Origin of the sequence: Dokdonia ponticola (genome assembly GCF_042653865.1) — a bacterium.
Taxonomy (GTDB): Bacteria; Bacteroidota; Bacteroidia; order Flavobacteriales; family Flavobacteriaceae; genus Dokdonia; species Dokdonia ponticola.
In genome coordinates, this window is record NZ_JBHSFV010000008.1 from 18,878 (window position 1) to 42,472 (window position 23,595).

Consider the following 23,595-nt stretch of genomic DNA (forward strand, 5'->3'; position numbering starts at 1 on the left):
TTATTAAAGCACTCTTTTGTACTAAAGAAACAAACAATTCTATATATCTATTTCTTGATAGCTTCTTTAGGGTTTAACAACACGGGTGTTCCATACCCTAATTGTTCCATTTTTTTTAGCTGTGTTTTGGCATCTCCGACCACTAAATAAATCATTTTATTAGGATCCAAGTATTTGTCAGAAAGTGCCTTGATTTCTTCTACCGTCATTTCTCTCACCGTAGCTTCACGTTGTTTTGCATAATCTACAGGAAGGTTTAATTCTGAAATATTAGAGAGCATTCCCAATTTTGCTCTACCCGTTTCAAAAGCACGGGCATTACTTTTAATTAAAAAGCTTTTAGACACCTCTAGATCTTCTTGATTAAAATTCTCTCCATATTCTTCAAGAATTTGTTTTACCAACGCAGCACTTTCATACGTAACATTAGAACGGACACCACTGGAGATTGTAAATGCGCCAGGAATAGCGGTACCACTAAAACTAGATCTGATTCCATACGTATATCCTTTTCCTTCTCGTAGTTGCTGTGTAAGCTGTGACGCAAATCCTCCCCCACCTAGTCGGTAATTCATTACTTGTGCTGGATAGTAATCTGGATTTGTTGCAGCAAGGGCAGGGTACCCAAAACGCAATACCGATTGTTTGGCACCAGGCACATCATAAAAATACACTTTAGATTGTTCTGGTCGTACAGGCATTTCATAGCTAGGAATGGTCACTGTAGCAGCTTCCATATTTTGATTAATGCCAGCTAATGACGCAATAACGTTATCTTCTTTTATGTCTCCTACCACATACATATTGGCAACCGTTGGGGATAGGTTTTTGTAAAATGCTTTTAAATCATCTATTGTAATAGCAGCTACAGAATCAGGAGTTCCTAATCGGTTATGGGATAAGATGTGCTTGTCTCCATAAATGAGCTTTGTGTACTGGTTGGCTGCAATACTGTTTGGGTTAGCTTGTTGTTGTACGATTTGATTTGTAACACTTTGCTTAATGATCTCAAACTCTTTTTCATCCCATCGTGGTTGTAAAATGATTTCTTCGACCAAAGCCATGGTCGCTTCATAATTTTTAGCGAGTGTATTTCCAGAAACAGTGACGCTTTCATCTCCTGCATAGACATAAATAGAGGCGCCTAAGCTTTCAATAGCTTCCTCCAGTTCTGCCGTTGTCTTGGTCGCTGTTCCTTTGGTCATTAATTGAGCCATTAGATTAGAAACCCCTACTTTTTCAGGATTTTCTAATAATAACCCTCCATCAAACTTTAGTTGGAATTCTACCAGAGGTACTTCTGAGTTTTCAATTCCTGATACTTTTATTCCAGAAGAAAGGTCTTTTTGCCATACTTCAGGAATATTCAGCTCTGGTGCATTCCCATATGGGGGCTCGACAGAGCGGTCAAAGGAAGAAGGTGTTTTTTCATAGGTGGCCACAATACTGGCATCAAAGGAATCTTCTGCCCCATCAACTATTTTTTCTTCAACGACTTCAGCTAATACTGAGTTTTCTAAGGCTAAGTCTACTTGTCCGTTAGGCACAAAACTGGTGGCAATAAAGTTTTTATCCTTAATATAGGTAGTGTATACACGCATTACATCTTCTGTGGTGACCGCTAAAATATTCTCTATATCTTTTGCAATAAATCCAGGATCACCAGCAAAGGTTTCGTATTGTGCTAACTGAAATCCTTTTCCAAGAACACTGGAAAGACCGTTATAAAAATCGGTTTCTTGTCCTGCTTTAATACGATCTATAGCAGCCTGCGGGATGCCTTCTGATTCAAATTTCGCGAAAGCGTCATCAATACTTTGCGCAACCTCATCCAGATCTTTTCCTGTAAAAGCGCGAACTTGAACACGGTATTGCCCTGCCAACTCAGATGCATAATTGTACATTGTCACATTGGAAGTAAGCTGGTTGTCATCTACCAATACTTCATTAAAAGGAGCTTTTTTTCCATCTGAAAGATACCTTGCCAGTAACGTAAGCGCATACGAATCTTTGTGGTATAAGGGTACGGTAGGCCATGACATGGTAAGTTGAGGTGTACGAGCAAAGTTATCCTCGTAATATAGTTTTTTAGTTTCTACAACTGTTACTGGAGGGGTTTCGAGTACAGGTACTTCTTCCCCCTTTTTTATCTCATCGAAATATTTGTGCACCCATGCTTTGGTTTGCGCTGTATCAAAATCTCCAGCGATGGTTAATACTGTGTTATTGGGTGTATACCAACGATTATAAAAGTCTTTTACATCTTGTAACGTGGCATTTTGCAAATCTTCTAATGATCCTATGACCTGCCAATTATACGGATGATTTTCTGGATATAAATTTTTATCTACGACATATTGTACGTGCCCATATGGACGATTATCTACACCTTGTCTTTTTTCGTTTTTTACGACTTGCTTCTCTTTGGCAAGTACTGGATCTGTGACCGTATTGATAAAATAGCCTAACTTATCTGCCTCTGCCCATATCATTTTTTCTAAGGCATCTTTCGGTACGGTTTGAAAATAATTGGTTCGGTCTCTGCTGGTAGATCCGTTGGCGCCCGATCCTCCTATACGTGCACTCATTTTATCAAGTCCGCCTTTTCCTAAATTTTCAGATTCTAAAAACAATAAATGCTCAAAAAGGTGTGCAAATCCTGTACGCCCTTCAATTTCTCTAGCAGAACCAACATGAGTGGTTAATGCCACAGCGACCACAGGGTCTGAGGTGTCTTTATGAAGAACAACGGTTAATCCGTTATCTAAGGTGAATTTTTCAAAAGGGACTTTAAATTCTTGTGAATCTTTTGCCGTAGTTCCTGTTTTTTCCTGAGCGCACGAAACCACAAACAGAACAGCGCAAAATAGACTTAACAAACGAAAAAATTTCATATAGAGTACACTTAAAATTAGGTGCCGAAGATAACTAAAATGGAAATGAGCAAACGTTAATACAATGACAAAACACCCACTTTCGTGAAAAATTATAATGGTTTTTATATATTACAACACGTCTTACTAGTTCACGCTTGGTACTAGACTCACCTAAACCAAAATAATCTAAAATTTCAAATGAAAAAATATAGTTTACATTCCTTACTAATCCTGTTCTTTTCATTTTGCACCCTTTCCTGTTCTAACGAATGGAAAGAGTATCAAAACGCAGCTTCAGATTATCAGATTATTCCAAAACCACTAAGCCTAGAGACCTCTCAGGGCAGGTTCCTTGTGGACGAGAAAACTATTATTGTAGGTGATGTAAGTTTAACAAATGAGATCAACTACGTGTCTGATATGCTACAAGTGGGCAGCAGATTTACAGTGAGCACTTCTAATGATTCCGCTAATGAAAAAAAGAAAAACAGCATCACTCTCTTACTCGACGAATCATTACCGTCTGATGAGAGTTACAAACTCGAAGTGACTTTTGATAACGTGGTTATCTCAGGAAAAACTCCCGCAGGAATTTTTTATGGGATTCAATCATTACGACAGTTACTACCTGCTACGGTAGAGTCTGAGTCTACAAATAAAGTACCCCTTACCATTCCCGCAGTCCTAATCGAAGATCAACCTACTTATGTGTACCGTGGGATGCACTTAGACGTTGGGAGGCATTTTTTTCCTGTTGATTTCATCAAAAAATATATCGATCTCATCGCCATGCATAAAATGAATACGTTTCATTGGCATCTTACAGAAGATCAAGGATGGCGAATTGAAATAAAGAAATATCCAAAGCTTACAGAAATAGGATCGCAACGGAAAGAAACGATTCTTGAAAAAAACTTTAACCCCTACATCGGCGACGGAAAACCATATGGAGGATTTTATACGCAAGAAGAAGTCAAAGAAATTGTCGCCTATGCCACTAGCAGGCACATTACAGTGATCCCAGAGATCGAATTACCAGGGCATTCTCTCGCTGCCATCGCTTCCTATCCTGAATTAGGTAACACCGGACAAACTCATGAAGTTGGCACCAGATGGGGTGTATACGATCAAATATATGCTCCAAAAGAAGATACTTTTGCTTTTCTAGAAGATGTCCTTACCGAAGTGATCGCGCTTTTTCCCAGCAAACTGATTCATATCGGGGGCGATGAAGCCCCAAAAAAAGAATGGAAAGAAAGTAATTATGCACAAGAACTGATTAAAAGAGAAGGGTTAAAAGACGAGCACGAACTTCAAAGCTACTTTATCAAACGAATTGAAAAATTTTTAAATAGCAAAGGAAGAGATATTATAGGCTGGGATGAAATTTTAGAAGGCGGACTTGCTCCTAATGCCACTGTCATGTCATGGAGAGGCATCCAAGGAGGTATAGATGCGGCACGCATGCAACACAATGTGATCATGACCCCTGGATCTCATTGTTATTTTGATCATTATCAAGTAGACAAAGAGGCACAATCTGAAGAACCGCTGGCGATTGGAGGCTACACCTCTGTAGAAAAAGTATATTCGTATCAACCAACCCCTGAAGAACTAAGTCCTGATTTACAAAAATATATTTTAGGAGCTCAAGGAAATGTATGGACAGAATACATCCTAGATGGGGGTCATGTTGAATATATGGTCTTACCAAGAATGACCGCATTATCAGAAGTACTGTGGACTTCCCCAGCATCAAAAAATTGGGATGATTTTAAGGTGCGATTACAACATTTTAAAAAGAGATATGATGTCATGGAGCTCAACTATGCGCCGCATGTGTTTGTGCAGACCCATAATTAGATCTCAGTATACTTAGCAATCACTTTCTTTTGTAGGACATAAAAACCAAACCCTAGAAGAGCACCTGCCACCATCCCAGTAAGGACATCTAGCGGATAATGAACACCTACATAAATACGGCTATAGCCTATGGCAACAGCCCAAAACAGTAATATAAAAATAAGATTTCTGTATTTGGATTGTAAGGCAAGCCCCGCAAAAACAGCCGTAGCCATGCTACTGGTCGCATGCCCTGAAAAATAACCGTATCGCCCACATCGAGGGGCTATAAAACGCATCGTTTCTTCCCAAGAAAACACTTTACAAGGACGTGGTCTTTGGAGGTAATTTTTAAAAAAATCTGAAATCTGATCTGTACAGGTAATCATCACAGCTACAATCACCATCGTAATCAACATCCCTTTTAGTCCAAATTTCTGATAGATAAAAAACAACAATAAGGCATACAAAGGAATGGACGACAACTTATTGGTCACCACCAACCAAAACCCATCCCAAGTCTCAGATCCGAGATTATTTAGAAAAAGAAAAAGTTCCTGATCGTATCCTAAAAGTGTTTCCATGTGAGTTACTCCTGCTCGTATTTTGCAATTTCCGCATCATAAAAGGCAGTAGCCTCTTTGATGGCATTTTCTGTTTCGGAGGCAAGTTCTGCTTGATCCTGACTATCAAACTCTTCAAACCACTCTATTTCGTCTTTGGTGAGATCAATGATAAATCTTGGGAACTCTGTATGTATCACAAAAATAGCATCTCCGTGCTCAGAATGATCCCCTATGAGGAATTTAGGAATTGTCATGCTAACGATCGTATTGATTAGTAATAAGTGTTATTAATCAATTAATGAGTTGTCACACTTGAATATGACGTGCTCCTAATTAATTTTTTGCTAAGGTAATTAAATCTAAAATAGAGCATCATCGCCGAGGCTGTTAACCCTGCCAATAATCCAACCCAAATTCCTTGTGCTCCCATTTGATCTTCTTTTCCGAAAAACCAACTCACAGGAAATCCGATCATCCAATAGGCGATAAAACAGATTCCTGTGGGAATATTCACATCTTGTAATCCTCGAAGGGCTCCCAAAATAGTGACCTGTATTCCATCACTCAATTGAAACAGTGCCGCTACAATCAATAACTGAGAAGCAATTAAAATAACTTCTGAATTCTCCACATAAAAAGCAGGAAGTACATCTTTTAACACAATAAATCCTACGGCAAATACAGCTTCAATGATAAATACTAGCAAAAAGATGGAGATCGCAATACGCCTTAAATTAGGATAGTCTTTTTTCCCTTTTTGATTCCCTACACGTATGGTTGCGGTGACGCCAAGTCCCACGGCAATCATAAACGTCATAGATGCGAGATTGAGCGCGATTTGATTGGCTGCTTGCGCATTAGTCCCTAGAATTCCTGACAAGAAAATAGCGGCTGTAAAAATCCCTACTTCAAAAAGCATTTGCAGGGCTGTTGGAAATCCCAAACGAAAGAGCTCTCTAAATTCTGACCACTGGATATGTGATGTATTTGAAACCTGAAAATAAGGCTTGAATACACGCTTTCGCGAAAGCATAAACACCAACAACCCCAACATAAAGAAACGAGAAATCAATGTACCCCAAGCAGCTCCTTCTACCTCAAGCCTTGGGAAAACCCAAATACCATAAATCAAGAAATAATTAAAAATCACATTAATTACATTGGCAACCAGCGTAGCATACATAGCATATCGCGTTTGCGAAAGCCCGTCTGCAAATTGCTTAAATGCCTGAAAAATCATTAACGGAATCATAGAAAATGCGACGACTTCCATATACGGGATGGCAAGGGCTACCACCTCATCGGGCTGGTCGAGGTAATACAAAATAGGCTTTGCCAATAGCAATACAAGGAATAATAAAACTCCGTTGACAGCACACATAATCACACCATGGTGAAAATGTAATCGGCCTTTTTCTATATCATCAGCGCCATCTGCCTCTGCCACAAGAGGGGTAATGGCAAAAGAGAAACCAATCCCTAAAGACAAGGCAATAAAGACCAAGCTATTTCCGAGACTTACTGCGGCTAATTGAGCTGCACCTAATCGCCCCACCATCAGATTATCAACAAGAGCCACCAAAATATGCCCCAACTGTCCTAACATAATGGGATATGCTATGACAAGATTGGTCTTAAACTCTTTGGTATATCTTTGAAAATCCATGATTATTTTTTACTGTCTAGGCTTGACGCTCTCAACCTAAAAGCACGCTCTATTTTGCAACAAAAATACCAATTGTATAGCAACTTATAGGATCAAGTTAAACGAACTTATCATTATTTTTTAGGGTATATTTATACTGTTTTGACGCTTACGGCATGACAACGCAATAGAAATACAATCTTTTAAGAATTATGATAAGCGATCCTAAAGAAATAGACCAGATATTACGTAACATTATAAAAAAACACATAGGCCCTTTACAGATACGCAAAGACGAAGAAAATGTCCTAGAAGCCGCTGGTACCATTCCTACCATGCAAGGAAAACAAAAGGTAGATGGGTTTTACTTTGCGAGTGTGATGCCCAAGCCTAAAGATGTGCGATTGTATTTTTTTCCGATCTATACAGATGCGCAAAATTTTGAACATATAGCCCCTGCTTTGCGTAAATGTTTAAAGGGTAAAAGTTGCTTTCATATTAAAAAATTAGATGAATCTTTACAACAAGAAATTACCGAGATGATTGCTACAGGAGTTAAAATATACCAAGAGAAAAAAATATTAATTACGGAGTAACCATACCACCTTTATGTGATTTCATCGTGGTTTAATTACTGTTGATCGAATAGTTTTTAAAAAAAAGGATTATTGCCATAAAAGTCTTTACTTTTAATATTCACATAAAAAAAATGAAGATGAAAGGGGCTCATTTTAAACTACTTATTCTAGGTTTACTACTACCAATTTTTGCTAATGCACAAGTTGGAATAGGAACGATACTACCTAACGGAAAATTGACCATAGATGCTAGCGCAGAAACAACTGCAGCACTAGAACTTGTGCCGCAAGCAACACCAACCACAAATCTGGCTAATGGACAACTTGCAGTCATAGGTGATAAATTATATATGTATGATGCTACGCGTACAAAATGGTTAACGCTAGAAAGCACCGCTATCCAATTTGGTCGTAATGCTGATGTAGACACAGACAATTTGCATTACGGAGGGAATATGGTAAGTGGTACATCTGGCGCTTTGATGCCCCTTGACGGTACTATTGTAGCGATCACAGCGATGGCTGCCTCTGGCGATGATACAGATATTAATGTAAGAGCAAGAGATGCAACGAATACAAACTCCATAAATGAAACTTTTACACTAGCAAGTCTTCGTTATACAGATACTGCTGCAAATTTTGATTTCAGCGCGGGTGACTATATTACTGCAAGAGGAAGGGATGCAGCAACCACTGCTACAGATGTCACTGTGATCGTTTGGGTTAAGTGGAGACAATAAAGCATTTAAAATAACACAAAAAAGGGAAGCCATTAGCTTCCCTTTTTTGTGTTCAGATAAAACCATCAACTATTCTTTGACAGGCAAGGTCATTAATTTCCCAGGTTTCTGTATATAATTATCCATCATATAGATCAAGCTCGTCATTGCTGCCGCTCCAAGTTCTAATTCTCTTTTATTTACAGCATCAAAGGTATCATTTGCCGCATGATGATGATCAAAGTAACGCTGAGAATCTGGTCGTAAACCAGCGAGTACGGTACCATCCCCTTTAAGTGGCCCGATATCTGCACCGCTTCCACCTCTTGTAAACAAGTGTATAAAATAAGGTTCGAATAAAGGCTTCCAACTTAAAATCTCATTATAATTACGATCATCACTATCAAAAGAAAAACCTCTAGGGGTGAATCCGCCGGCATCACTCTCTAAAGCAAATACATGTTTCTCTTTTTTATTTCTTGCAACTTCAGCATACTCGCGTCCTCCTCGTAGTCCGTTTTCTTCATTCATAAATAGCACCACACGAATACTATGTTTTGGCTTATAATTTATGGATTTCATAATCCGTAAGACTTCCATACTTTGTACAATGCCTGCGCCGTCATCGTGAGAACCATCGCCTAAATCCCAAGAGTCTAAATGCCCGCCTACGACCATATATCTATCTGGAAACTCACTTCCTGTAATCTCACCGATCACATTATACGATTGTACATCAGGTAAATTTTTACAGCCCATGGAAAAGAAAAACTTTGTCGCTGGGTTTAGTTTAAGGAGCGTACTTAATAACTCAGCACCATTGGTACTAATAGCTGCTGCAGGAATACGCTGGGCAGGGGTTAAATCTCCGTAAGACATTGATCCAGTATGAGGATAGTCATCAAGACTATGCGTTACTGATCGTACAATAACCCCTACAGCACCATACCTGGCTGCCGCTTCGGCACCACTGTATCGCTGATCTACACATCCTCCATATGCCTTAAAAGTATCAATGACATCTGCTTGCATCGGCCGATTAAAAAATACGATTTTACCGCCTACCTTTGCTGCGCCTAATTGCTCAATTTCTTCAACACTCTGAACTTCGATTACAGGTGCTTTTACATAGCCACCAGGCGTAGCTATGGACCCGCCAAGTGCACAAATAGGCACTTTTGTGGTTTCTCCAATGCCTGTTTCAATGAATGCATATTCAGGAACACCTCGTATCCACTTTGGCACCATCACTGGCTGTAACCACACCTTATCGAGTCCTATACTATCTAATTGTTCTTTTGTCCAATCTACGGCTTGTTCTGCTCCTAGACTTCCGCTAAGACGTGATCCTATATGTGTAGACAGGTAATCAAGCCATTCATAACTATGTCCATTTTTTAAGGCTTCGTCATATATTTTTCTGATTTGGATGGAGTCATTTTGCGCTTTCGCGAAAGCGGACACTCCAAAAACCAACACCAGTATTAGTATCTTTTTTATCATTATCGTGTATTTATTCTTTATGTAATTGTGCCTTATACAAATCAATATTTGCTTTAGTTTTGTCATCAAGTTCTGGCTCTTTAATATCCTCATACGCACTTAATGATTCCAGTAAAATACTTGCTACCGCCAATCTAGCAGCAGGTTTATTATCTGCTGGAATCACATACCAAGGCGCATGTGGTTTTGAAGTGCGGTTAATAGCGTCTTCATAATAACGCTGATAGTCGTCCCATAGTTTGCGTTCTTTCAAATCGCCAGCAGAAAACTTCCAGTTTTTTTCTTTTTTATTTAAACGACGTAATAATCTATTTTTCTGTTCTTCTTTGGAAAGATGCAGAAAAAACTTGTAAATAAGAGTTCCGTTTTCGGATAAATGCTTTTCAAAACTTTTAATCTGCTCAAAGCGTTTATCCCAAAAAGCATCATCTATATCATCTACCGAATGGATGTTTGGTAAATTCTCTCCTAGAATATATTCAGGGTGTACTCTGGTGACCAATACATTTTCATAATGCGTACGATTAAACACACCAAATTTTCCGCGTGGTGGTAATGCGATATAATGCCTCCATAAATAATCATGTCCTAATTCTAGATCTGTAGGCACTTTAAAGCTATGCACCTGTACGCCTCTAACATTAAAATCTTTAAACACCTCTCGTATCAAACTGTCCTTTCCTGAGGTATCCATACCTTGCAAACAAACAAGAACACTATAGGTATCATGAGCATATAAAGTATCCTGAAGCTTCCCTAGTTTTTTACGGACTTTACGGAGTTTCTTCTCCAGTTCTTCATCGGGAAGCTCAGAAATTTTAGCTCCTTCAATATCTTTTAAACGAATATTCTCAATGACTTTATACTGATCTAATTTCTCCATAAAACGTGATTATTTAACAAAAAAACTCTTTTTTATGCAATATAGTATTGTTAAAGCATAATGCATATTAAAAAACATCTCATTTTATTTAATATATTAGCTATGTATAATCATAAAAAACAAAATATGAAAAAAATTACTTTATTAGTTCTAGGACTATTGATCTCATCAATTGGTTTCGGACAACAAATTCTTTCACACTCTACAGACAATATGACTATCAATAGTGGTGGTGTTGCTTGTGCAGGTGGAGATCCAGCTACAACTGCAGATAACGTTTTTTCTAGAAGTTACATTCCATCTGATTTTGGATTCACAGGAGAATTCCTTGTCATGGGTGCACGTTTTGCTCCAGTTTTTACAGATGTAAGTGGTGGTGCAGATGCTGAATATATTGTTAGATTATCATCAACAGATGCTGCTTACCCAACGGGAACATTAACTTTGTTAGGAGAAACTACAATTACAGTAGCAGTTGCTGATGATGGGATATTCCAAGAAGTAATGTTAGACGCCCCAGTGACTGTTGATGCAGGAACTGAAATTGTGGTAGAAATAGACATTGCCGACAATGTAGATCCAGAACTATTCGACGCTAGAATCGCGGTAAATGATCTAGGAGAAGGTGCTCCTAGTTATATTTTTTCAGTAGCTTGTTCGTTGACTTCTCCAACTACCTTTGCAGATATCAATTTCCCAAACAATCATATTATTCTTGATTTAATTGGAGATGAAAACTTATCTGTAGGGGATGATGCTACATTAGCAAACAACGTTTCTGTTTTTCCTAACCCTACCAATGGTGATTTAAACATCAGTTTTGCTAGAAACTTTGGAGCAACTAACATTGATATCATCAATGTAAATGGGCAAAAAGTAATGAATGCTTCTGTGGATGGCATTGGAAACAATACCCTTGCAACAAGTAGACTAGCAAATGGCATTTATTTTGCGCAAGTAACCAATGAGACAGGTGTTGCAACGATTAAATTTATCAAAAACTAAGAAATATTCGTTTTTAGTTTTACACAACTCAATAAAAAAGCCCCATAATCAAATGATTACGGGGCTTTTTCTATTATAGCTGATTGCCTATTCTATTTACTAGCAAATAACTTTACATCTCCTTCAGAAACTTCTTTACCACTTAAAATAATAAGCCGTTCTACCACATTGCGTAACTCTCTGATATTTCCTGTCCAGTCATACTCTTGCAATAATTTTATCGCTTTTTCAGAAAACTTCTTATCAGCGTTTCCTTGCTCCTCTGAAATCTTTTTAGCAAAATGGGTGATTAATAACGGTATGTCTTCTCTACGGTCGTTTAAAGGCGGTACTTGAATAAGAATCACAGCGAGTCTATGATATAAATCTTCTCTAAACCTTCCTTCTTCGATTTCTTTCTTAAGATCCTTATTGGTTGCAGCAACCACACGCACATCTACTTTAATATCTCTATCACTTCCTACGCGTTGCACCTTACTTTCTTGAAGTGCTCTTAGCACTTTTGCTTGAGCCGAGAGACTCATATCTCCTATTTCATCAAGAAAGATAGTTCCTCCATTGGCGGCTTCAAATTTTCCTGCTCTATCTTTATTTGCTGAGGTAAAAGCGCCTTTTACGTGTCCAAATAATTCACTTTCTATTAACTCAGCGGGAATGGCAGCACAATTCACTTCTATTAAAGGTCCATTAGATCGCTCGCTTTTTTCGTGCAACCAATGGGCTACCAGTTCTTTTCCTGTTCCATTAGGTCCTGTTACTAGCACACGAGCATCTGTAGCTGCCACTTTCTCAATCATTTCTTTTATTTGAGAAATTGCATCACTATTACCTATCATCTCATACTTTTTACTCACCTTCTTTTTGAGTAACTTATTTTCTTGAACAAGATGTTTCTTGTCTAATGCATTTCTAACTGTATTGAGGAGTCTATTGAGATCTGGTGGCTTTGAGATATAATCAAATGCGCCAAGACGCATGGTATGTACTGCTGTGTCGAGATCACCGTGCCCAGAGATCATGACCATTGGCGTTTCTGGCTTTAGTTTTTTTACTGCTTCCAATACTTCGACCCCATCCATTTTTGGCATTTTGATATCACAAAGCACCAAATCATAATCTGTATCTTTAATTTTATTAATGCCTTCTAGTCCATCTTCGGCTTGTTCTACTTCGTATTCCTTACTTTCTTCTGAGAGAATTTTTGTAAGTACTCTGCGTATGGCAGCTTCGTCTTCTATAATCAGTATTTTAGGCATATATTTTTGTTTAATTTACGTCAACATAATCAAATACTATTCCTTTTTAGTGTACATGTGTACATCCCTTTGTGGGAAAGGGATCGAAATATTATTTTCTCTAAAAAGTTCGTCTATCTTGAATCGTATCTGACTTTTAATACGGGGATCTGCAAAACTATTACTTGTAAAAAAATAGACGCTAAATAGTAAAGCAGAGTCTCCAAAATCTTCAAATAACACAAAAGGCTTTGGGCTTTTAAGCACATTGGTTTGTCCTTCCAAACTTTTTAATAAGAGTTCTGACACTAGTTTTGTATCACTTCCATAAGCAACTCCAATGGAAACGCCTTCTCTAGTGGTTTTATGATTTTGGGTCCAGTTATATACTTTTTCTGTCAGAAACTTATGATTAGGAATCACGATCACCTTATCATCTCTTGTTAAAGCACGGGTTGTTCGTAATTTTATATCAAATATGCGACCTACTTTTCCATCGTCAAATTCTATAATATCTCCTATATGTAATGTTTTGTCTAGAATAATAAAAATACCTGAAAGCACATCCTGAAATAAGGTTTGTAAGGCAAACCCAAGCCCAACAAATAGGGCGGCAGATGCTGTTAAAAAAACAGTAACATCTACTCCTGATGAATTTAAGATAGCAATAACTACCAGAATGTAAATAAGGTATTTAAAGAAAGTGAAAATGCTATTAAATTTATTCCGGTCGTCTTCTGGAAGTCTCCGGGATACTATCTTTCGCGCAAGCTTAAGTAAACGACCAACCGCTATAAAAGCAATGATAAGGAGTAATAACATCCCTATGGTAATGTGAATTCTATTATTTTCAGAACCAAAATGAAATCCTAAGTCCAAAAACTCTAGAATACTCCCCCATACATCTTCTGTAATGACATCTTTTACTTTGTCTACAGTTTCCTCTACGGCTTCTTCGACATTTTCTACTGTTTCTTCTTGTGTATACATTAGTATTTTAACCATTTAAAGAGTTCTTTATAGGTAGGTTTCTTTCCATACATTAAGATACCTACTCGGTAGATCTTTGAACCAAACCATACCGTAAAGATAAAAGAAGCAATTAATAATGTCACAGATAATGCGAGTTGCCATACAGGCACTTCAAAAGGAATACGCATCAACATCACAATAGGGGATGTAAGTGGGATGATAGAAAAAACCGTTGCTACCGTCCCGTGCGGGTTGTCTATTACCGCAAAGAAACCAACATAAATAGCGAGCATTAAGGGCATGATGATAGGTAGCATAAACTGCTGCGTATCAGTTTCATTATCTACCGCAGCACCAATGGCTGCATAAATGGAGCTATACAAAAAGTAGCCTCCAATAAAATAAACGAGAAACCCGACAGCCAATTGGAGTAAAGGTAGTCTACTAATTTCTGTAAAGATTTCTGTCAACTTATCAGGGTCACTAGCGATGGCCTGTGCTTCAGAGTTTACAGCGCCCGAAGTAGTAGAAGGATCAATATCAAATACGATTTGAAGGACAATCATCAACACACCTCCTAAAATAATCCATATCGTAAACTGAGTAATTCCCGCCAAAGTAGTGCCTAGAATTTTACCTAGCATCAATTGAAAGGGTTTTACTGAAGAGATAATGACTTCTATGATTCTATTTGTTTTTTCTTCGATCACACTCCGCATCACCATATTCCCATAAATGATAATAAACATCATAAGCAAATATCCAGCAGCACCTCCAAAGGCTGCTTTGATCCAATTACTCATCTTTGAAGATTGTTCTCCAGAATAGTTTTCTATGGTAAGATTGATATCTTTCTTGATATTATCAATGGTTTTAGGGTCGATACCTTTGTCAACAAAGACTTGATTGGTGAGTTTGTTTTCTATTTTTTTCTCTATACTCTCTACCAATCCTGGAGAAGGATTCTCTTTTCCGTAAAACGTCACACGTGAGGAAAGATCTTCACTATTTAAGGGAATGTAAATTAACCCATCGTATTCTTCTTTTTCAGAAAGTTCTTTTGCGGTTTCCAGCCCTTGTTCAGAAAGATTGATATAGGTAGTTTGGTCTGTATTGTTAAATTCTGCCTCAAACAGACCTGATTCATCTACAATGGCAATGACCCGTTTGGTGTCACTATTTAATTGTGTGAGGTAGGTGATTAAAAATACCATTCCCACCAAAATAAGCGGACTCAAAAAAGTCATAATTAAAAATGACTTATTACGCACTCTTGCCTTGTATTCTCTTTTAATTATTAATGACAATATACTCATATACTTTCATTTACGGTTTGGATAAATATATCGTTTACACTAGGAATCACTTCTGTAAAATGCGTTACCTGCCCATAAGATTGGAGTTGCTGCAACAAGTCATTAGGACTTCCATTATCTCCGAGTTGGATGCGTAATTTGAGTTCGTCTCCGAGGGATTTAAATTGTGTGGGAGTTACTTCAAAAGTGGCTTTTAATGCTGTTTTCGCTTTCGCGAAAGCGGACCTATCAACCTCTACTCCTATATCAAAAGTATTATTTCTGTACTGGCGTTTGATGGTATTAATCTCTCCATCCAAAATTTTATTTGACTTATGAATCAGTGCAATATGATCACACAGTTCTTCTACAGATTCCATGCGGTGGGTAGAAAAAATAACGGTAGCCCCCTCATCGCGTAACTGAAGAATCTCGTCTTTAATCAAATTGGCGTTGATCGGGTCAAAACCACTAAAAGGCTCATCAAAAATCAATAGTTTAGGATTGTGCATGACCGTGACCACAAACTGAATTTTTTGCGCCTGACCTTTAGAAAGTTCTTCAATTTTTTTGTCCCACCAAGCCCCGATATCTAGTTTATCAAACCAATGTTTGGCTCTTTTTTTAGCCTCTGCTTTTGAGAGTCCTTTGAGTTGGGCGAGATACAAGACCTGCTCTCCTACTTTCATGGATTTATACAGACCACGCTCTTCTGGCATATAGCCAATATCTCGGATATGATGCTGTTGTAAAGGTGCTCCGTCTAGTGTGACGGTACCTGTATCTGGCATGGTGATTTGATTGATGATACGTATAAGTGTCGTTTTACCCGCACCATTAGGCCCTAAAAGCCCAAAAATACTTCTCTCAGGAACGGCTATAGACACTCCGTTAAGTGCAGTAAAGTTTCCAAATTGCTTAGAAACCGTATCGGCAACAAGTAATGAATTCATAGTTGATCTTTAGTGTGCTAAAGATAGGAATAAGCGCACAGAGGGATGCGATTATTTAGGAGATTTTATGAACGTGCTTATTCACTACAATTTCCATCTATGATATCTTGTAACGTTGGGTTAAATGAATTGTTCAATATCAAAACATCATCCTCTGAAAGGCTAGATGCACTATTCTGCAATGCGCAAAAATCCGTAAGAGCTAAATTACCGACTACATTAAGACTATTTGTTATGGTTGAAATATTCTCTAATCCATTTAATGATTCTATCGCTAGAGCATCCGTTATAAAAAGAGCAAGTAGATTGCTGGTTATATTGCTAAATTCTTGAAGATTTATGAGATTTGGTGCTGTCCACACACTCAAGCGATTTACAGAAGTTATATTTTCTAATCCCGCAAGGCTTGTTCCCTGAAAGCCTTTAATACGCAACCACTCTACTTCTGTCACATTACTTAGAAATGAAAATGATGTAAATGGCTGAAATTCTGGAGGAAATTGATCACAACTTAAAAAAGGTCCGCATTCGTAAGCGAATTCTTTAAATTTTATAACATTCATAACTGTCGGAAGCCCTTCTTGAATAGCATCTAAGTTGATTAAACTATCATTTCCCTCAATAATAAGATCACCGTCAGATGCTATAGAAATACCTTCTAAACCTTGTAAAGTTTCAAGACCTCTAAAGTTTACAATTTCAAGAGATGTGACTGTAGAATTTATACCACTAAAAACCTCTAGCGATGTGATATTAAAATTGACTAATAATTTTAATGCCCCTGTGATACTGGTAAGGTTTTGCAAGCCATCCAAACTAGTAATCTCATATGTGTAATTTAAAATTAAATCACCTCCAATAACTTCAAGTGTAGATAAATTACTCAGGCTGGTTATAGGGTCTGAGGTTTCAGATTGTCTACTAAGAATAAAATTCCCCGTAACTTCGGTATACCCTATACTTCCAAATTCTTCAACTTCTTGTTGCGTTACTAATTCTACATCACCATCAAAAACAAGAGAATATTCTCCCTCTACTTCCATTTCTTCTTCTACTTCTACAACTTCAGTTTCTGGAATAGAGTCATCTGTAGCACATGAGATAACACATAGCACACAAAAAAAAGTAATGATCGTTTTCATAAAAATTGGTTAGGTTAATTACGTATCCAAAAGAACAAAACGTTTACTCACGTAAGGACAACCCCTATAAAAGTTTACGAAATACAATTCCGCTGAGAGAAGGGGCTAGTAGACAAAATAAAAATAACCGACAAATACTTACTTTTAAAGCCTAAATAGCGAAGTGATTATTTTTCATAACATTAAACAAAACCTATAAAAAACAAAACCCACCCTTGACAAAAGTCTAGGATGGGAAAAAAATTGCTATGAAAAAGAAAAATAACGTTAAATAGTGTTTAACGTTATTCAAATATAACTTTTTTTTATAAACCTATAGGAAAAACCTTTAGAAAAATTGACATTTTAACAGGATTTACGAAAACATATCCTTCACTTTCTCAAAGAATGATTTGTCTTCTTTTTCTGGATTAGGCGTAAAATTCTCGTCTTTGGCCATTTTCTCAAAGAATTGTTTTTGCTCTTTGGTCAGTGTTTTTGGTGTCCATACGTTTACGTGTACTAATAAATCCCCTTTACCATATCCATTTATAGACGGAATTCCTTTTCCTCGTAGACGTAAAATTTTTCCGCTTTGTACTCCTTCTTCTATCTTAATACGTACTTTTCCAGTTACGGTATCAATTTCTTTCGAGCTTCCCAAAACAGCTTCACTGATGCTGATATACATATCATAATGAAGGTTATCTCCTTCACGCTGTAATTTTTCATGAGGCAACTCCTCAATAGCAACTAGTAAATCCCCAGAAATTCCATTACCAGGCGCATCATTACCTCTTCCTTGCACTTTAAGCTGCATGCCGTCTACAACCCCTGCAGGTATTTTGATACTTACCGTTTCTTCTTCTACTTTTAATCCTTGAGCATCTGCACCATCAGGGCGTTTATCGATACTCTGTCCTGCACCACCACACGTAGAACAAGGCGCTGAGGTTTGCATGCGTCCCAATATGGTATTCTGCACACGAGTTACCTGTCCAGAACCGTTACAGGTTTCACAGGTTTTGTACGTAACCCCTGGCGCTTGTTTTTTTCGTTTTACTTTGATTTTTTTCTCAACACCAGCCGCTATTTCTTCTAGGGTAAGCTTCACACGAATACGCAAGTTACTTCCTTTGGCACGACGTTGTCCGCCACCACCAAAACCGCCAAAGCCTGAGAATCCGCCACCGCCACCAAAGGCACCGCCAAAAATATCTCCAAACTGACTAAAAATATCATCCATGTTCATACCGCCACCAGCACCACCAAAGCCACCACCTTCAAAGGCTTTATGACCATACTGATCATAACGTGCACGTTTTTGCTCGTCACTCAAAACTTCATAAGCCTCAGCAGCTTTTTTGAAATTCTCTTCGGCAGTTGCGTCCCCTGGATTTTTATCAGGGTGAAACTCAATCGCCTTTTTACGGTACGCCTTTTTTATTTCTGCTTGAGAAGCACCTTTTGAAATGCCTAATATGTCGTAAAAATCTTCTTTCATAAGTAATACTCAGCTTGCCTGAGTAGTGTATTTGTATAATCTCTTGTCGTAATCCAATAAAGTAAAATCTTTCGAAATGATTTCACTAGCTTCAAATCTTACTTTCCTGTAACTACTTTAGGAAAACGAATTACCTTATCTCCCAATGTGTATCCTTTTTCTATAACGTCTACAATCTTACCTACCATTTTTTTAGTCGGTGCTGGGATTTGTGTAATAGCCTCATGTAACTCTGCATCAAAGGTATCACCTGCTTTTACCTTCATTTCTTCCAAGCCTTTTGATTTTAAAGTCTCTTTGAATTTATTACTGATCAGACCTACCCCTTTTGTAAGTTCTTTATCTTTTGCCTTTTCTATCTCTGCCATGGCACGATCAAAGTCGTCCATTACAGGGAGTAATGATTGAATCACTTCTTGCCCTGCCGTTTTAAACAACTCCAAACGTTCTTTTGTTGTTCGGCGTTTGTAGTTTTCAAACTCTGCAAAAAGTCTTAAAAACTTATCTTTCTCTGCTTCTAGATCGCTTTTTAATTGATCTAATTCGCTCACTTCTGAAGTAGCTTCTGTTTCAGTTGCAATATCATCATGTGGATTGCCATCTACATGAGTCTCTTCTATGTCTTGTGTATTCTCTTTATTTGCCATAATGGGTGACTATCAATTTTGAATTGAGGTGGCAAAAGTACTGCCAATTCTGAAAAAATGTCAAAATGTCACTGAATTATTATCAACTTATTTTAAAGCCTACACCTGTATTTTAATAAAAAATTAAAATATAGATGTTTTCCTATTGTGTACCTTCGCGCTTTCTAAACATCAAAACTAAAAATTATGAAAAAGTTACTTGTGAATACATGTATGATTACAGCCCTACTTATAGGTACTGCGGCTTGTAAAAACGACACTAAAAATGAAACAGATGCTACCAATGCAAAAGAAGTAGCTACACCAGAAGCACAAGCCACTACGTATACGGTAGACACAGCCGCTTCTATGATCACTTGGCAGGGTTCAAAACCTGCAGGAACGCACACGGGAACTATCAATTTACAATCGGGTGCTGTGCAAGTAGCGGGAGATGCTATTACAGGATCTTTTGTAATTGATATGAATAGCATTACCAATACAGATCTTGAAGGTGATAGCAAAGCGAGTTTAGAAGCTCATTTAAAAGGAACCGCTGAAGGTAAAGAAGATCACTTCTTTAACGTAGCCGAGCATCCAACAGCTTCTTTTGAAGTTACAGGAGTTACTGAGAATGCAGGTGTAAAAACGATGCAGGGTAACCTTACAATTAAAGGAATCACTAAAAATATAGAGTTTCCTGTAACGTATGCTATAGAGGGTGATATGATGACATTATCTAGTAAAACCTTCACAATAGATCGCACACAGTGGGGCATTGAGTTCATGTCAAAAAGTATCCTTGACGATCTTAAAGACGGATTTATAAGTGATGATATGGAAATTACAATTTCGCTTAAAGCGAAAAAAGCCTAAGTCTCTTTACAGAAAATATTTAAAGCCATTTCTTTACGAAATGGCTTTTTGTTTTATAAGAGGTTTTCTAAGGCTTGCTCTATCGTAGGATAGTTGAACACAAAGCCCGTTTTTTGAATTTTTTCTGCGGAGACCAATTGACTTTCCAACACAATCGCAGCCATTTCTCCTAGTGCTAATTTTAGTACTCCTTTAGGAACATTCGGCAAAAAAAGAGGTTTTTTAATGGTTTGCGCCGCTACTTTTGTCAACTTTTCATTCGTTACAGGATTAGGCGCTACGCCATTATAAATACCTGTGAGTTGCTCCTGCAATATATGCATGTAAATGCGCGCCATATCTTCTATATGAATCCATGATTGCCATTGCTTGCCGTCTCCTAGAGGAGCGCCTGCAAAAAACTGAATAGGCTTTACTATTTTTGGAAGTGCTCCTTCGGTTTTATCCAAAATTAATCCCGTACGAACAAGACTGGTAGCAATATCCAATTTTTGAAATTGTTCAATACTCTCTTCCCACTCTTGCACTACTTCTCCTAGAAATCCAGTAGCATAGGTTGGATATTTTTCATTGTATAACTTGGTAGATGACGAAGGATAACATCCTATAGCACTTGCTGAGATAATATGTTTTACAGAGGTGTTTCCGCTCCTGCCTGCCGGCGAGGCAGGTTCGCGAAAGCGGACCAAAGCATCATACAGCATATTGGCACTTTTAATGCGACTGTCTTTAATGAGTTGTTTATTTTCTGATGTCCATCGTTGCGCAATGGTTGCTCCTGCAAGGTGAATGATGGCATCAACGCCTTCTAGAGAAGCATCATCTAACTCCCCTGTTGATGGGTTCCAGTAAAATCCTTTGTAATCTGTCGTTGAACTTATTTTTTTTTTAGACGTAGTAAGATAATTTACTATGATGCCTTTTGCTCGACACAACCGAGTTACTTCTTTGCCAACAAGCCCAGTAGCTCCTGTGATAAGTACTTTCATGTAACGCTATTTTTTACATAAGATACAGTCAAAAGATTTCTCCTGAAATTTCCTTATGAGATATTTAACTTTTATCTTAATAATTACTTATATTGATGAAGCTACGCACAATAAATAACGTATTTGAATGTATAGGTTTTTATTTTTTGTTTTCTTTTTCAACAGCGTATTTCTATCTGCTCAGAGTCAAAAAGAAACGTCTCAAAGAAATATTTCTGAAAATCTGGCACTTGAAGATGAAGTAGATTCTTTAAGAAAACTTTTGGAAAAAGAATTTTACGAAAAAAATTACGATAAAGCTATTGAGTATGGGGAAAGAGGGTTAGAAATAGCAGAAAACATAAACTACTACAAGAAATATGTTTCTACAGCCAGTTTCTTAGGCTCTGCCTACTTGAATGTAGAAGATACAATGATGGCGAGAATTACTTTTACAAAGTCAATAGATGTCGCTAATAAATTAGGTGATTCGAAAAGTAAAATCATATCTCAAATAGATGGCGCGAATTTTTATGCACTTCAAGACAATGTCAAGTCAAAAAGAAAAGCGATAGAGCTCTACAAATCATCTATCCCATTAGCTGAGTCTACTAATGACCTTAATTCTCTTTTGATTTTACATTTGAACATAACTGAACTACTCATAGACTTACAAGAAATCAAAACAGCAAACCAATATGCTAATGAAACCAAAAAATATATAACAGATTCTACATTTATAGGCTTTATTGGAAGTAGTGAATTAAATGCTGCAAAGCTACACTATTACAATAAAAACTATCTAAAAGCAATAAAAAACATAGATAAGAGCGAAGATATTTTCAAAGAATTAAAATATACCGAAGGGCTTATTGATGTTTATAACTATAGATCTCTCATATATAAGAATTTGAATAACTATAATGCAGCATATTCTACTATGGTTACATTAGATAGTTTAAAGGAAGCTCAATATAAAAATGACAAAATAAATGCTATAGAAACTGTTACTGCAAAATTTAAATTGGCTGATATTAATGAAAAGTTTGAACAACAACAGGAGGTCAGTAAAATTAGAGAACAGGAAGCAAAAAGGGAAATCACCCTTTTATGGATAAAAATAGCCGCTGGAATCTTACTTTTATTCTCCATATTCATACTTTACTCTTATTTAAAAAGGAAAAAATTAGTTATTGATCTGACTGAAAAAAATAAGCAGTACTTAAAAGCCAAAGAGGACAGTGAACGACTTTCTAAAGCCAAGAGTATTCTTTTCTCAAACATTACACATGAGCTCCGTACACCGATGTACGGAATTATAGGAATATCAAATATGCTTCTTAATGAGAAAGAATATCAACATTCCAATATTAAATCTTTAAAATTTTCTGCAGAGTATTTATTAACTTTAATAAATAATATTCTTCTATTCAATAGATTTGATTCTGGCACTTCACCCTTGATGATACAATCTAAAAAATCAAATCTAGATATCAGGGAATTAGTCCAAAATGCTATAAATCTATCAAAATACCTGAGTGAAAAACAACCTAACAACTACAGTATTCATGTTGATAATTCTATTCCTAAAATCATTGTAGGTAACCGAATAGAAATTTCTCAAATTCTTATAAACCTATTAGCAAATTCATCTAAGTTTACGAATAATGGAGAGATCTCAATTACAATTAATAGTTCGCGTATAGATGATGCCACGCTGGATTTACATTTTAGTATCGCTGATAACGGTGTAGGAATCTCTGAAGATAAGCAAAAGGTTATTTTTGATGAATACTCACAGATAGGCGAAGGCGAGGAATTTATGGGAACTGGATTAGGGCTTCCTATTGTAAAAAAGTTGCTGTCAGGATTAGGAAAAGGGTTAATCTTAGAAAGTACGGAGGGTAAAGGTACCACAGTATCTTTTTCGATGTATTTTTCAATTCCTGAAAAGGATAATAAAATTATAAATCAAGACTATGCATCCATTAAGCCTTTCGAAGGTAAAAAAATACTTATTGTAGATGATAATAAAATAAACCTCTTGGTAAGCAGCAAATTTATTGAAAACTATGGGGGTGCTACTACAACCGTTGACAATGGAATAGATGCTATTGAACTAGAAAAGGAGGACAAATTTGATTTAATCTTAATGGATATTAATATGCCAATGATGAATGGGTTCGAGACGGCTTCTAAAATCAGAAAAAATAATCTATTGGTTCCAATTATTGCATTAACTGCAGTAGAAAGAGGAAGTGTAACTGGTCAGGAATCATTTTCGCTAATGAATGATATTATCATAAAGCCATTTGACCATAATAAAGTGATTCCATTGCTGTTAAAATACTTAGAATAAAAACACACAATTAAAATCAGCGTTCTTTATTAATAGAATCTACTCTCTTTTAGAAAAGCTATGAGATTA

The 23,595-nt window shown here is 37.0% G+C and carries 20 protein-coding genes; 6 read left to right on the forward strand and 14 right to left on the reverse strand.

The features are described from left to right. Positions 1-47 precede the first annotated feature (47 nt). Positions 48-2,894, reverse strand: a complete 2,847-nt coding sequence (locus ACFO3O_RS13215; RefSeq protein ID WP_379979561.1) for a M16 family metallopeptidase — start codon at positions 2,892-2,894, stop codon at positions 48-50. 180 nt (positions 2,895-3,074) lie between these two features. Between ACFO3O_RS13215 and ACFO3O_RS13220 the strand changes: the two genes are divergently transcribed. Further along, positions 3,075-4,739, forward strand: a complete 1,665-nt coding sequence (locus tag ACFO3O_RS13220) for a beta-N-acetylhexosaminidase (RefSeq protein WP_379979563.1) — start codon at positions 3,075-3,077, stop codon at positions 4,737-4,739. Here the strand turns inward: ACFO3O_RS13220 and ACFO3O_RS13225 are convergent. From ACFO3O_RS13225 to ACFO3O_RS13235, 3 genes are read right to left on the reverse strand one after another with little or no spacing between them, the layout of a single operon-like run. Continuing rightward, positions 4,736-5,302: a phosphatase PAP2 family protein gene (locus ACFO3O_RS13225; protein ID WP_379979565.1), complete on the reverse strand. Its 567-nt coding sequence runs from the start codon at positions 5,300-5,302 to the stop codon at positions 4,736-4,738. The genes ACFO3O_RS13220 and ACFO3O_RS13225 overlap by 4 nt on opposite strands. Before the next feature lie 5 nt (positions 5,303-5,307). Beyond that, complete coding sequence (locus ACFO3O_RS13230; RefSeq protein WP_379979567.1) at positions 5,308-5,538, reverse strand: hypothetical protein; 231 nt, start codon at positions 5,536-5,538, stop codon at positions 5,308-5,310. A gap of 41 nt (positions 5,539-5,579) precedes the next feature. Beyond that, on the reverse strand, positions 5,580-6,950 hold the full coding sequence (locus ACFO3O_RS13235; RefSeq protein WP_379979569.1) for an MATE family efflux transporter: 1,371 nt from the start codon (positions 6,948-6,950) through the stop codon (positions 5,580-5,582). A 191-nt stretch (positions 6,951-7,141) separates the two neighbouring features. Between ACFO3O_RS13235 and ACFO3O_RS13240 the strand changes: the two genes are divergently transcribed. Together ACFO3O_RS13240 and ACFO3O_RS13245 are read left to right on the forward strand one after the other, a co-directional pair. Continuing rightward, complete coding sequence (locus ACFO3O_RS13240) at positions 7,142-7,525, forward strand: hypothetical protein (RefSeq protein ID WP_379979571.1); 384 nt, start codon at positions 7,142-7,144, stop codon at positions 7,523-7,525. A 113-nt stretch (positions 7,526-7,638) separates the two neighbouring features. Further along, positions 7,639-8,247: a hypothetical protein gene (locus ACFO3O_RS13245; protein WP_379979573.1), complete on the forward strand. Its 609-nt coding sequence runs from the start codon at positions 7,639-7,641 to the stop codon at positions 8,245-8,247. A gap of 69 nt (positions 8,248-8,316) precedes the next feature. On the opposite strand, the gene ACFO3O_RS13250 is transcribed toward ACFO3O_RS13245, so the two are convergent. Beyond that, positions 8,317-9,729, reverse strand: a complete 1,413-nt coding sequence (locus tag ACFO3O_RS13250; protein ID WP_379979575.1) for a M20/M25/M40 family metallo-hydrolase — start codon at positions 9,727-9,729, stop codon at positions 8,317-8,319. 10 nt (positions 9,730-9,739) lie between these two features. Next, positions 9,740-10,612: a PPK2 family polyphosphate kinase gene (locus ACFO3O_RS13255; RefSeq protein ID WP_379979577.1), complete on the reverse strand. Its 873-nt coding sequence runs from the start codon at positions 10,610-10,612 to the stop codon at positions 9,740-9,742. A 126-nt stretch (positions 10,613-10,738) separates the two neighbouring features. Between ACFO3O_RS13255 and ACFO3O_RS13260 the strand changes: the two genes are divergently transcribed. Continuing rightward, positions 10,739-11,617 carry a T9SS type A sorting domain-containing protein gene (locus ACFO3O_RS13260; RefSeq protein ID WP_379979579.1) on the forward strand — a complete coding sequence of 293 codons (879 nt, stop codon included), beginning with the start codon at positions 10,739-10,741 and terminating at the stop codon, positions 11,615-11,617. Positions 11,618-11,709: 92 nt separating this feature from the next. Here ACFO3O_RS13260 and ACFO3O_RS13265 read toward each other — a convergent pair whose 3' ends face one another. The 7 genes from ACFO3O_RS13265 to ACFO3O_RS13295 all read right to left on the reverse strand — a co-directional run bounded on the left by ACFO3O_RS13265 (position 11,710) and on the right by ACFO3O_RS13295 (position 19,344). Next, positions 11,710-12,873, reverse strand: a complete 1,164-nt coding sequence (locus ACFO3O_RS13265) for a sigma-54-dependent transcriptional regulator (protein WP_379979581.1) — start codon at positions 12,871-12,873, stop codon at positions 11,710-11,712. A gap of 36 nt (positions 12,874-12,909) precedes the next feature. Beyond that, on the reverse strand, positions 12,910-13,857 hold the full coding sequence (locus ACFO3O_RS13270; protein WP_379979583.1) for a mechanosensitive ion channel family protein: 948 nt from the start codon (positions 13,855-13,857) through the stop codon (positions 12,910-12,912). After that, on the reverse strand, positions 13,842-15,140 hold the full coding sequence (locus ACFO3O_RS13275) for an ABC transporter permease (protein WP_379979585.1): 1,299 nt from the start codon (positions 15,138-15,140) through the stop codon (positions 13,842-13,844). Before ACFO3O_RS13275 ends, ACFO3O_RS13270 begins: the two co-directional genes overlap by 16 nt. After that, positions 15,137-16,072, reverse strand: coding sequence for an ABC transporter ATP-binding protein (locus ACFO3O_RS13280; protein ID WP_379979587.1), 936 nt, complete (start codon positions 16,070-16,072; stop codon positions 15,137-15,139). Before ACFO3O_RS13280 ends, ACFO3O_RS13275 begins: the two co-directional genes overlap by 4 nt. 77 nt (positions 16,073-16,149) lie before the next feature. Beyond that, positions 16,150-17,214 carry a hypothetical protein gene (locus ACFO3O_RS13285; protein WP_379979589.1) on the reverse strand — a complete coding sequence of 355 codons (1,065 nt, stop codon included), beginning with the start codon at positions 17,212-17,214 and terminating at the stop codon, positions 16,150-16,152. Between the two features lie 355 nt (positions 17,215-17,569). Next, positions 17,570-18,697, reverse strand: a complete 1,128-nt coding sequence (gene dnaJ / locus ACFO3O_RS13290; protein WP_379979591.1) for a molecular chaperone DnaJ — start codon at positions 18,695-18,697, stop codon at positions 17,570-17,572. Between the two features lie 98 nt (positions 18,698-18,795). Continuing rightward, positions 18,796-19,344, reverse strand: coding sequence for a nucleotide exchange factor GrpE (locus ACFO3O_RS13295; RefSeq protein ID WP_379979593.1), 549 nt, complete (start codon positions 19,342-19,344; stop codon positions 18,796-18,798). 186 nt (positions 19,345-19,530) lie between these two features. Here ACFO3O_RS13295 and ACFO3O_RS13300 point away from each other — a divergent pair, with 186 nt between their 5' ends. Then, entirely contained in the window at positions 19,531-20,199 is a 669-nt protein-coding gene (locus ACFO3O_RS13300) for a YceI family protein (RefSeq protein ID WP_379979595.1), read from the forward strand. A 53-nt stretch (positions 20,200-20,252) separates the two neighbouring features. Here ACFO3O_RS13300 and ACFO3O_RS13305 read toward each other — a convergent pair whose 3' ends face one another. Further along, the gene (locus ACFO3O_RS13305) at positions 20,253-21,188 is read right to left on the reverse strand and encodes a TIGR01777 family oxidoreductase (protein ID WP_379979597.1); all 936 of its coding nucleotides are present in this window, start codon (positions 21,186-21,188) and stop codon (positions 20,253-20,255) included. A 127-nt stretch (positions 21,189-21,315) separates the two neighbouring features. Between ACFO3O_RS13305 and ACFO3O_RS13310 the strand changes: the two genes are divergently transcribed. Then, the gene (locus ACFO3O_RS13310) at positions 21,316-23,526 is read left to right on the forward strand and encodes a response regulator (RefSeq protein ID WP_379979599.1); all 2,211 of its coding nucleotides are present in this window, start codon (positions 21,316-21,318) and stop codon (positions 23,524-23,526) included. Positions 23,527-23,595: the final 69 nt, after the last annotated feature.

Excerpts from the sequence above, each read along its gene's own strand:
- ACFO3O_RS13215 (WP_379979561.1), bottom strand. The coding sequence starts at position 2,894 with ATGAAATTTTTTCGTTTGTTAAGTCTATTTTGCGCTGTTCTGTTTGTG.
- ACFO3O_RS13220 (WP_379979563.1), top strand. The coding sequence starts at position 3,075 with ATGAAAAAATATAGTTTACATTCCTTACTAATCCTGTTCTTTTCATTT.
- ACFO3O_RS13225 (WP_379979565.1), bottom strand. The coding sequence starts at position 5,302 with ATGGAAACACTTTTAGGATACGATCAGGAACTTTTTCTTTTTCTAAAT.
- ACFO3O_RS13230 (WP_379979567.1), bottom strand. The coding sequence starts at position 5,538 with ATGACAATTCCTAAATTCCTCATAGGGGATCATTCTGAGCACGGAGAT.
- ACFO3O_RS13235 (WP_379979569.1), bottom strand. The coding sequence starts at position 6,950 with ATGGATTTTCAAAGATATACCAAAGAGTTTAAGACCAATCTTGTCATA.
- ACFO3O_RS13240 (WP_379979571.1), top strand. The coding sequence starts at position 7,142 with ATGATAAGCGATCCTAAAGAAATAGACCAGATATTACGTAACATTATA.
- ACFO3O_RS13245 (WP_379979573.1), top strand. The coding sequence starts at position 7,639 with ATGAAGATGAAAGGGGCTCATTTTAAACTACTTATTCTAGGTTTACTA.
- ACFO3O_RS13250 (WP_379979575.1), bottom strand. The coding sequence starts at position 9,729 with ATGATAAAAAAGATACTAATACTGGTGTTGGTTTTTGGAGTGTCCGCT.
- ACFO3O_RS13255 (WP_379979577.1), bottom strand. The coding sequence starts at position 10,612 with ATGGAGAAATTAGATCAGTATAAAGTCATTGAGAATATTCGTTTAAAA.
- ACFO3O_RS13260 (WP_379979579.1), top strand. The coding sequence starts at position 10,739 with ATGAAAAAAATTACTTTATTAGTTCTAGGACTATTGATCTCATCAATT.
- ACFO3O_RS13265 (WP_379979581.1), bottom strand. The coding sequence starts at position 12,873 with ATGCCTAAAATACTGATTATAGAAGACGAAGCTGCCATACGCAGAGTA.
- ACFO3O_RS13270 (WP_379979583.1), bottom strand. The coding sequence starts at position 13,857 with ATGGTTAAAATACTAATGTATACACAAGAAGAAACAGTAGAAAATGTC.
- ACFO3O_RS13275 (WP_379979585.1), bottom strand. The coding sequence starts at position 15,140 with ATGAGTATATTGTCATTAATAATTAAAAGAGAATACAAGGCAAGAGTG.
- ACFO3O_RS13280 (WP_379979587.1), bottom strand. The coding sequence starts at position 16,072 with ATGAATTCATTACTTGTTGCCGATACGGTTTCTAAGCAATTTGGAAAC.
- ACFO3O_RS13285 (WP_379979589.1), bottom strand. The coding sequence starts at position 17,214 with ATGAAAACGATCATTACTTTTTTTTGTGTGCTATGTGTTATCTCATGT.
- dnaJ (WP_379979591.1), bottom strand. The coding sequence starts at position 18,697 with ATGAAAGAAGATTTTTACGACATATTAGGCATTTCAAAAGGTGCTTCT.
- ACFO3O_RS13295 (WP_379979593.1), bottom strand. The coding sequence starts at position 19,344 with ATGGCAAATAAAGAGAATACACAAGACATAGAAGAGACTCATGTAGAT.
- ACFO3O_RS13300 (WP_379979595.1), top strand. The coding sequence starts at position 19,531 with ATGAAAAAGTTACTTGTGAATACATGTATGATTACAGCCCTACTTATA.
- ACFO3O_RS13305 (WP_379979597.1), bottom strand. The coding sequence starts at position 21,188 with ATGAAAGTACTTATCACAGGAGCTACTGGGCTTGTTGGCAAAGAAGTA.
- ACFO3O_RS13310 (WP_379979599.1), top strand. The coding sequence starts at position 21,316 with ATGTATAGGTTTTTATTTTTTGTTTTCTTTTTCAACAGCGTATTTCTA.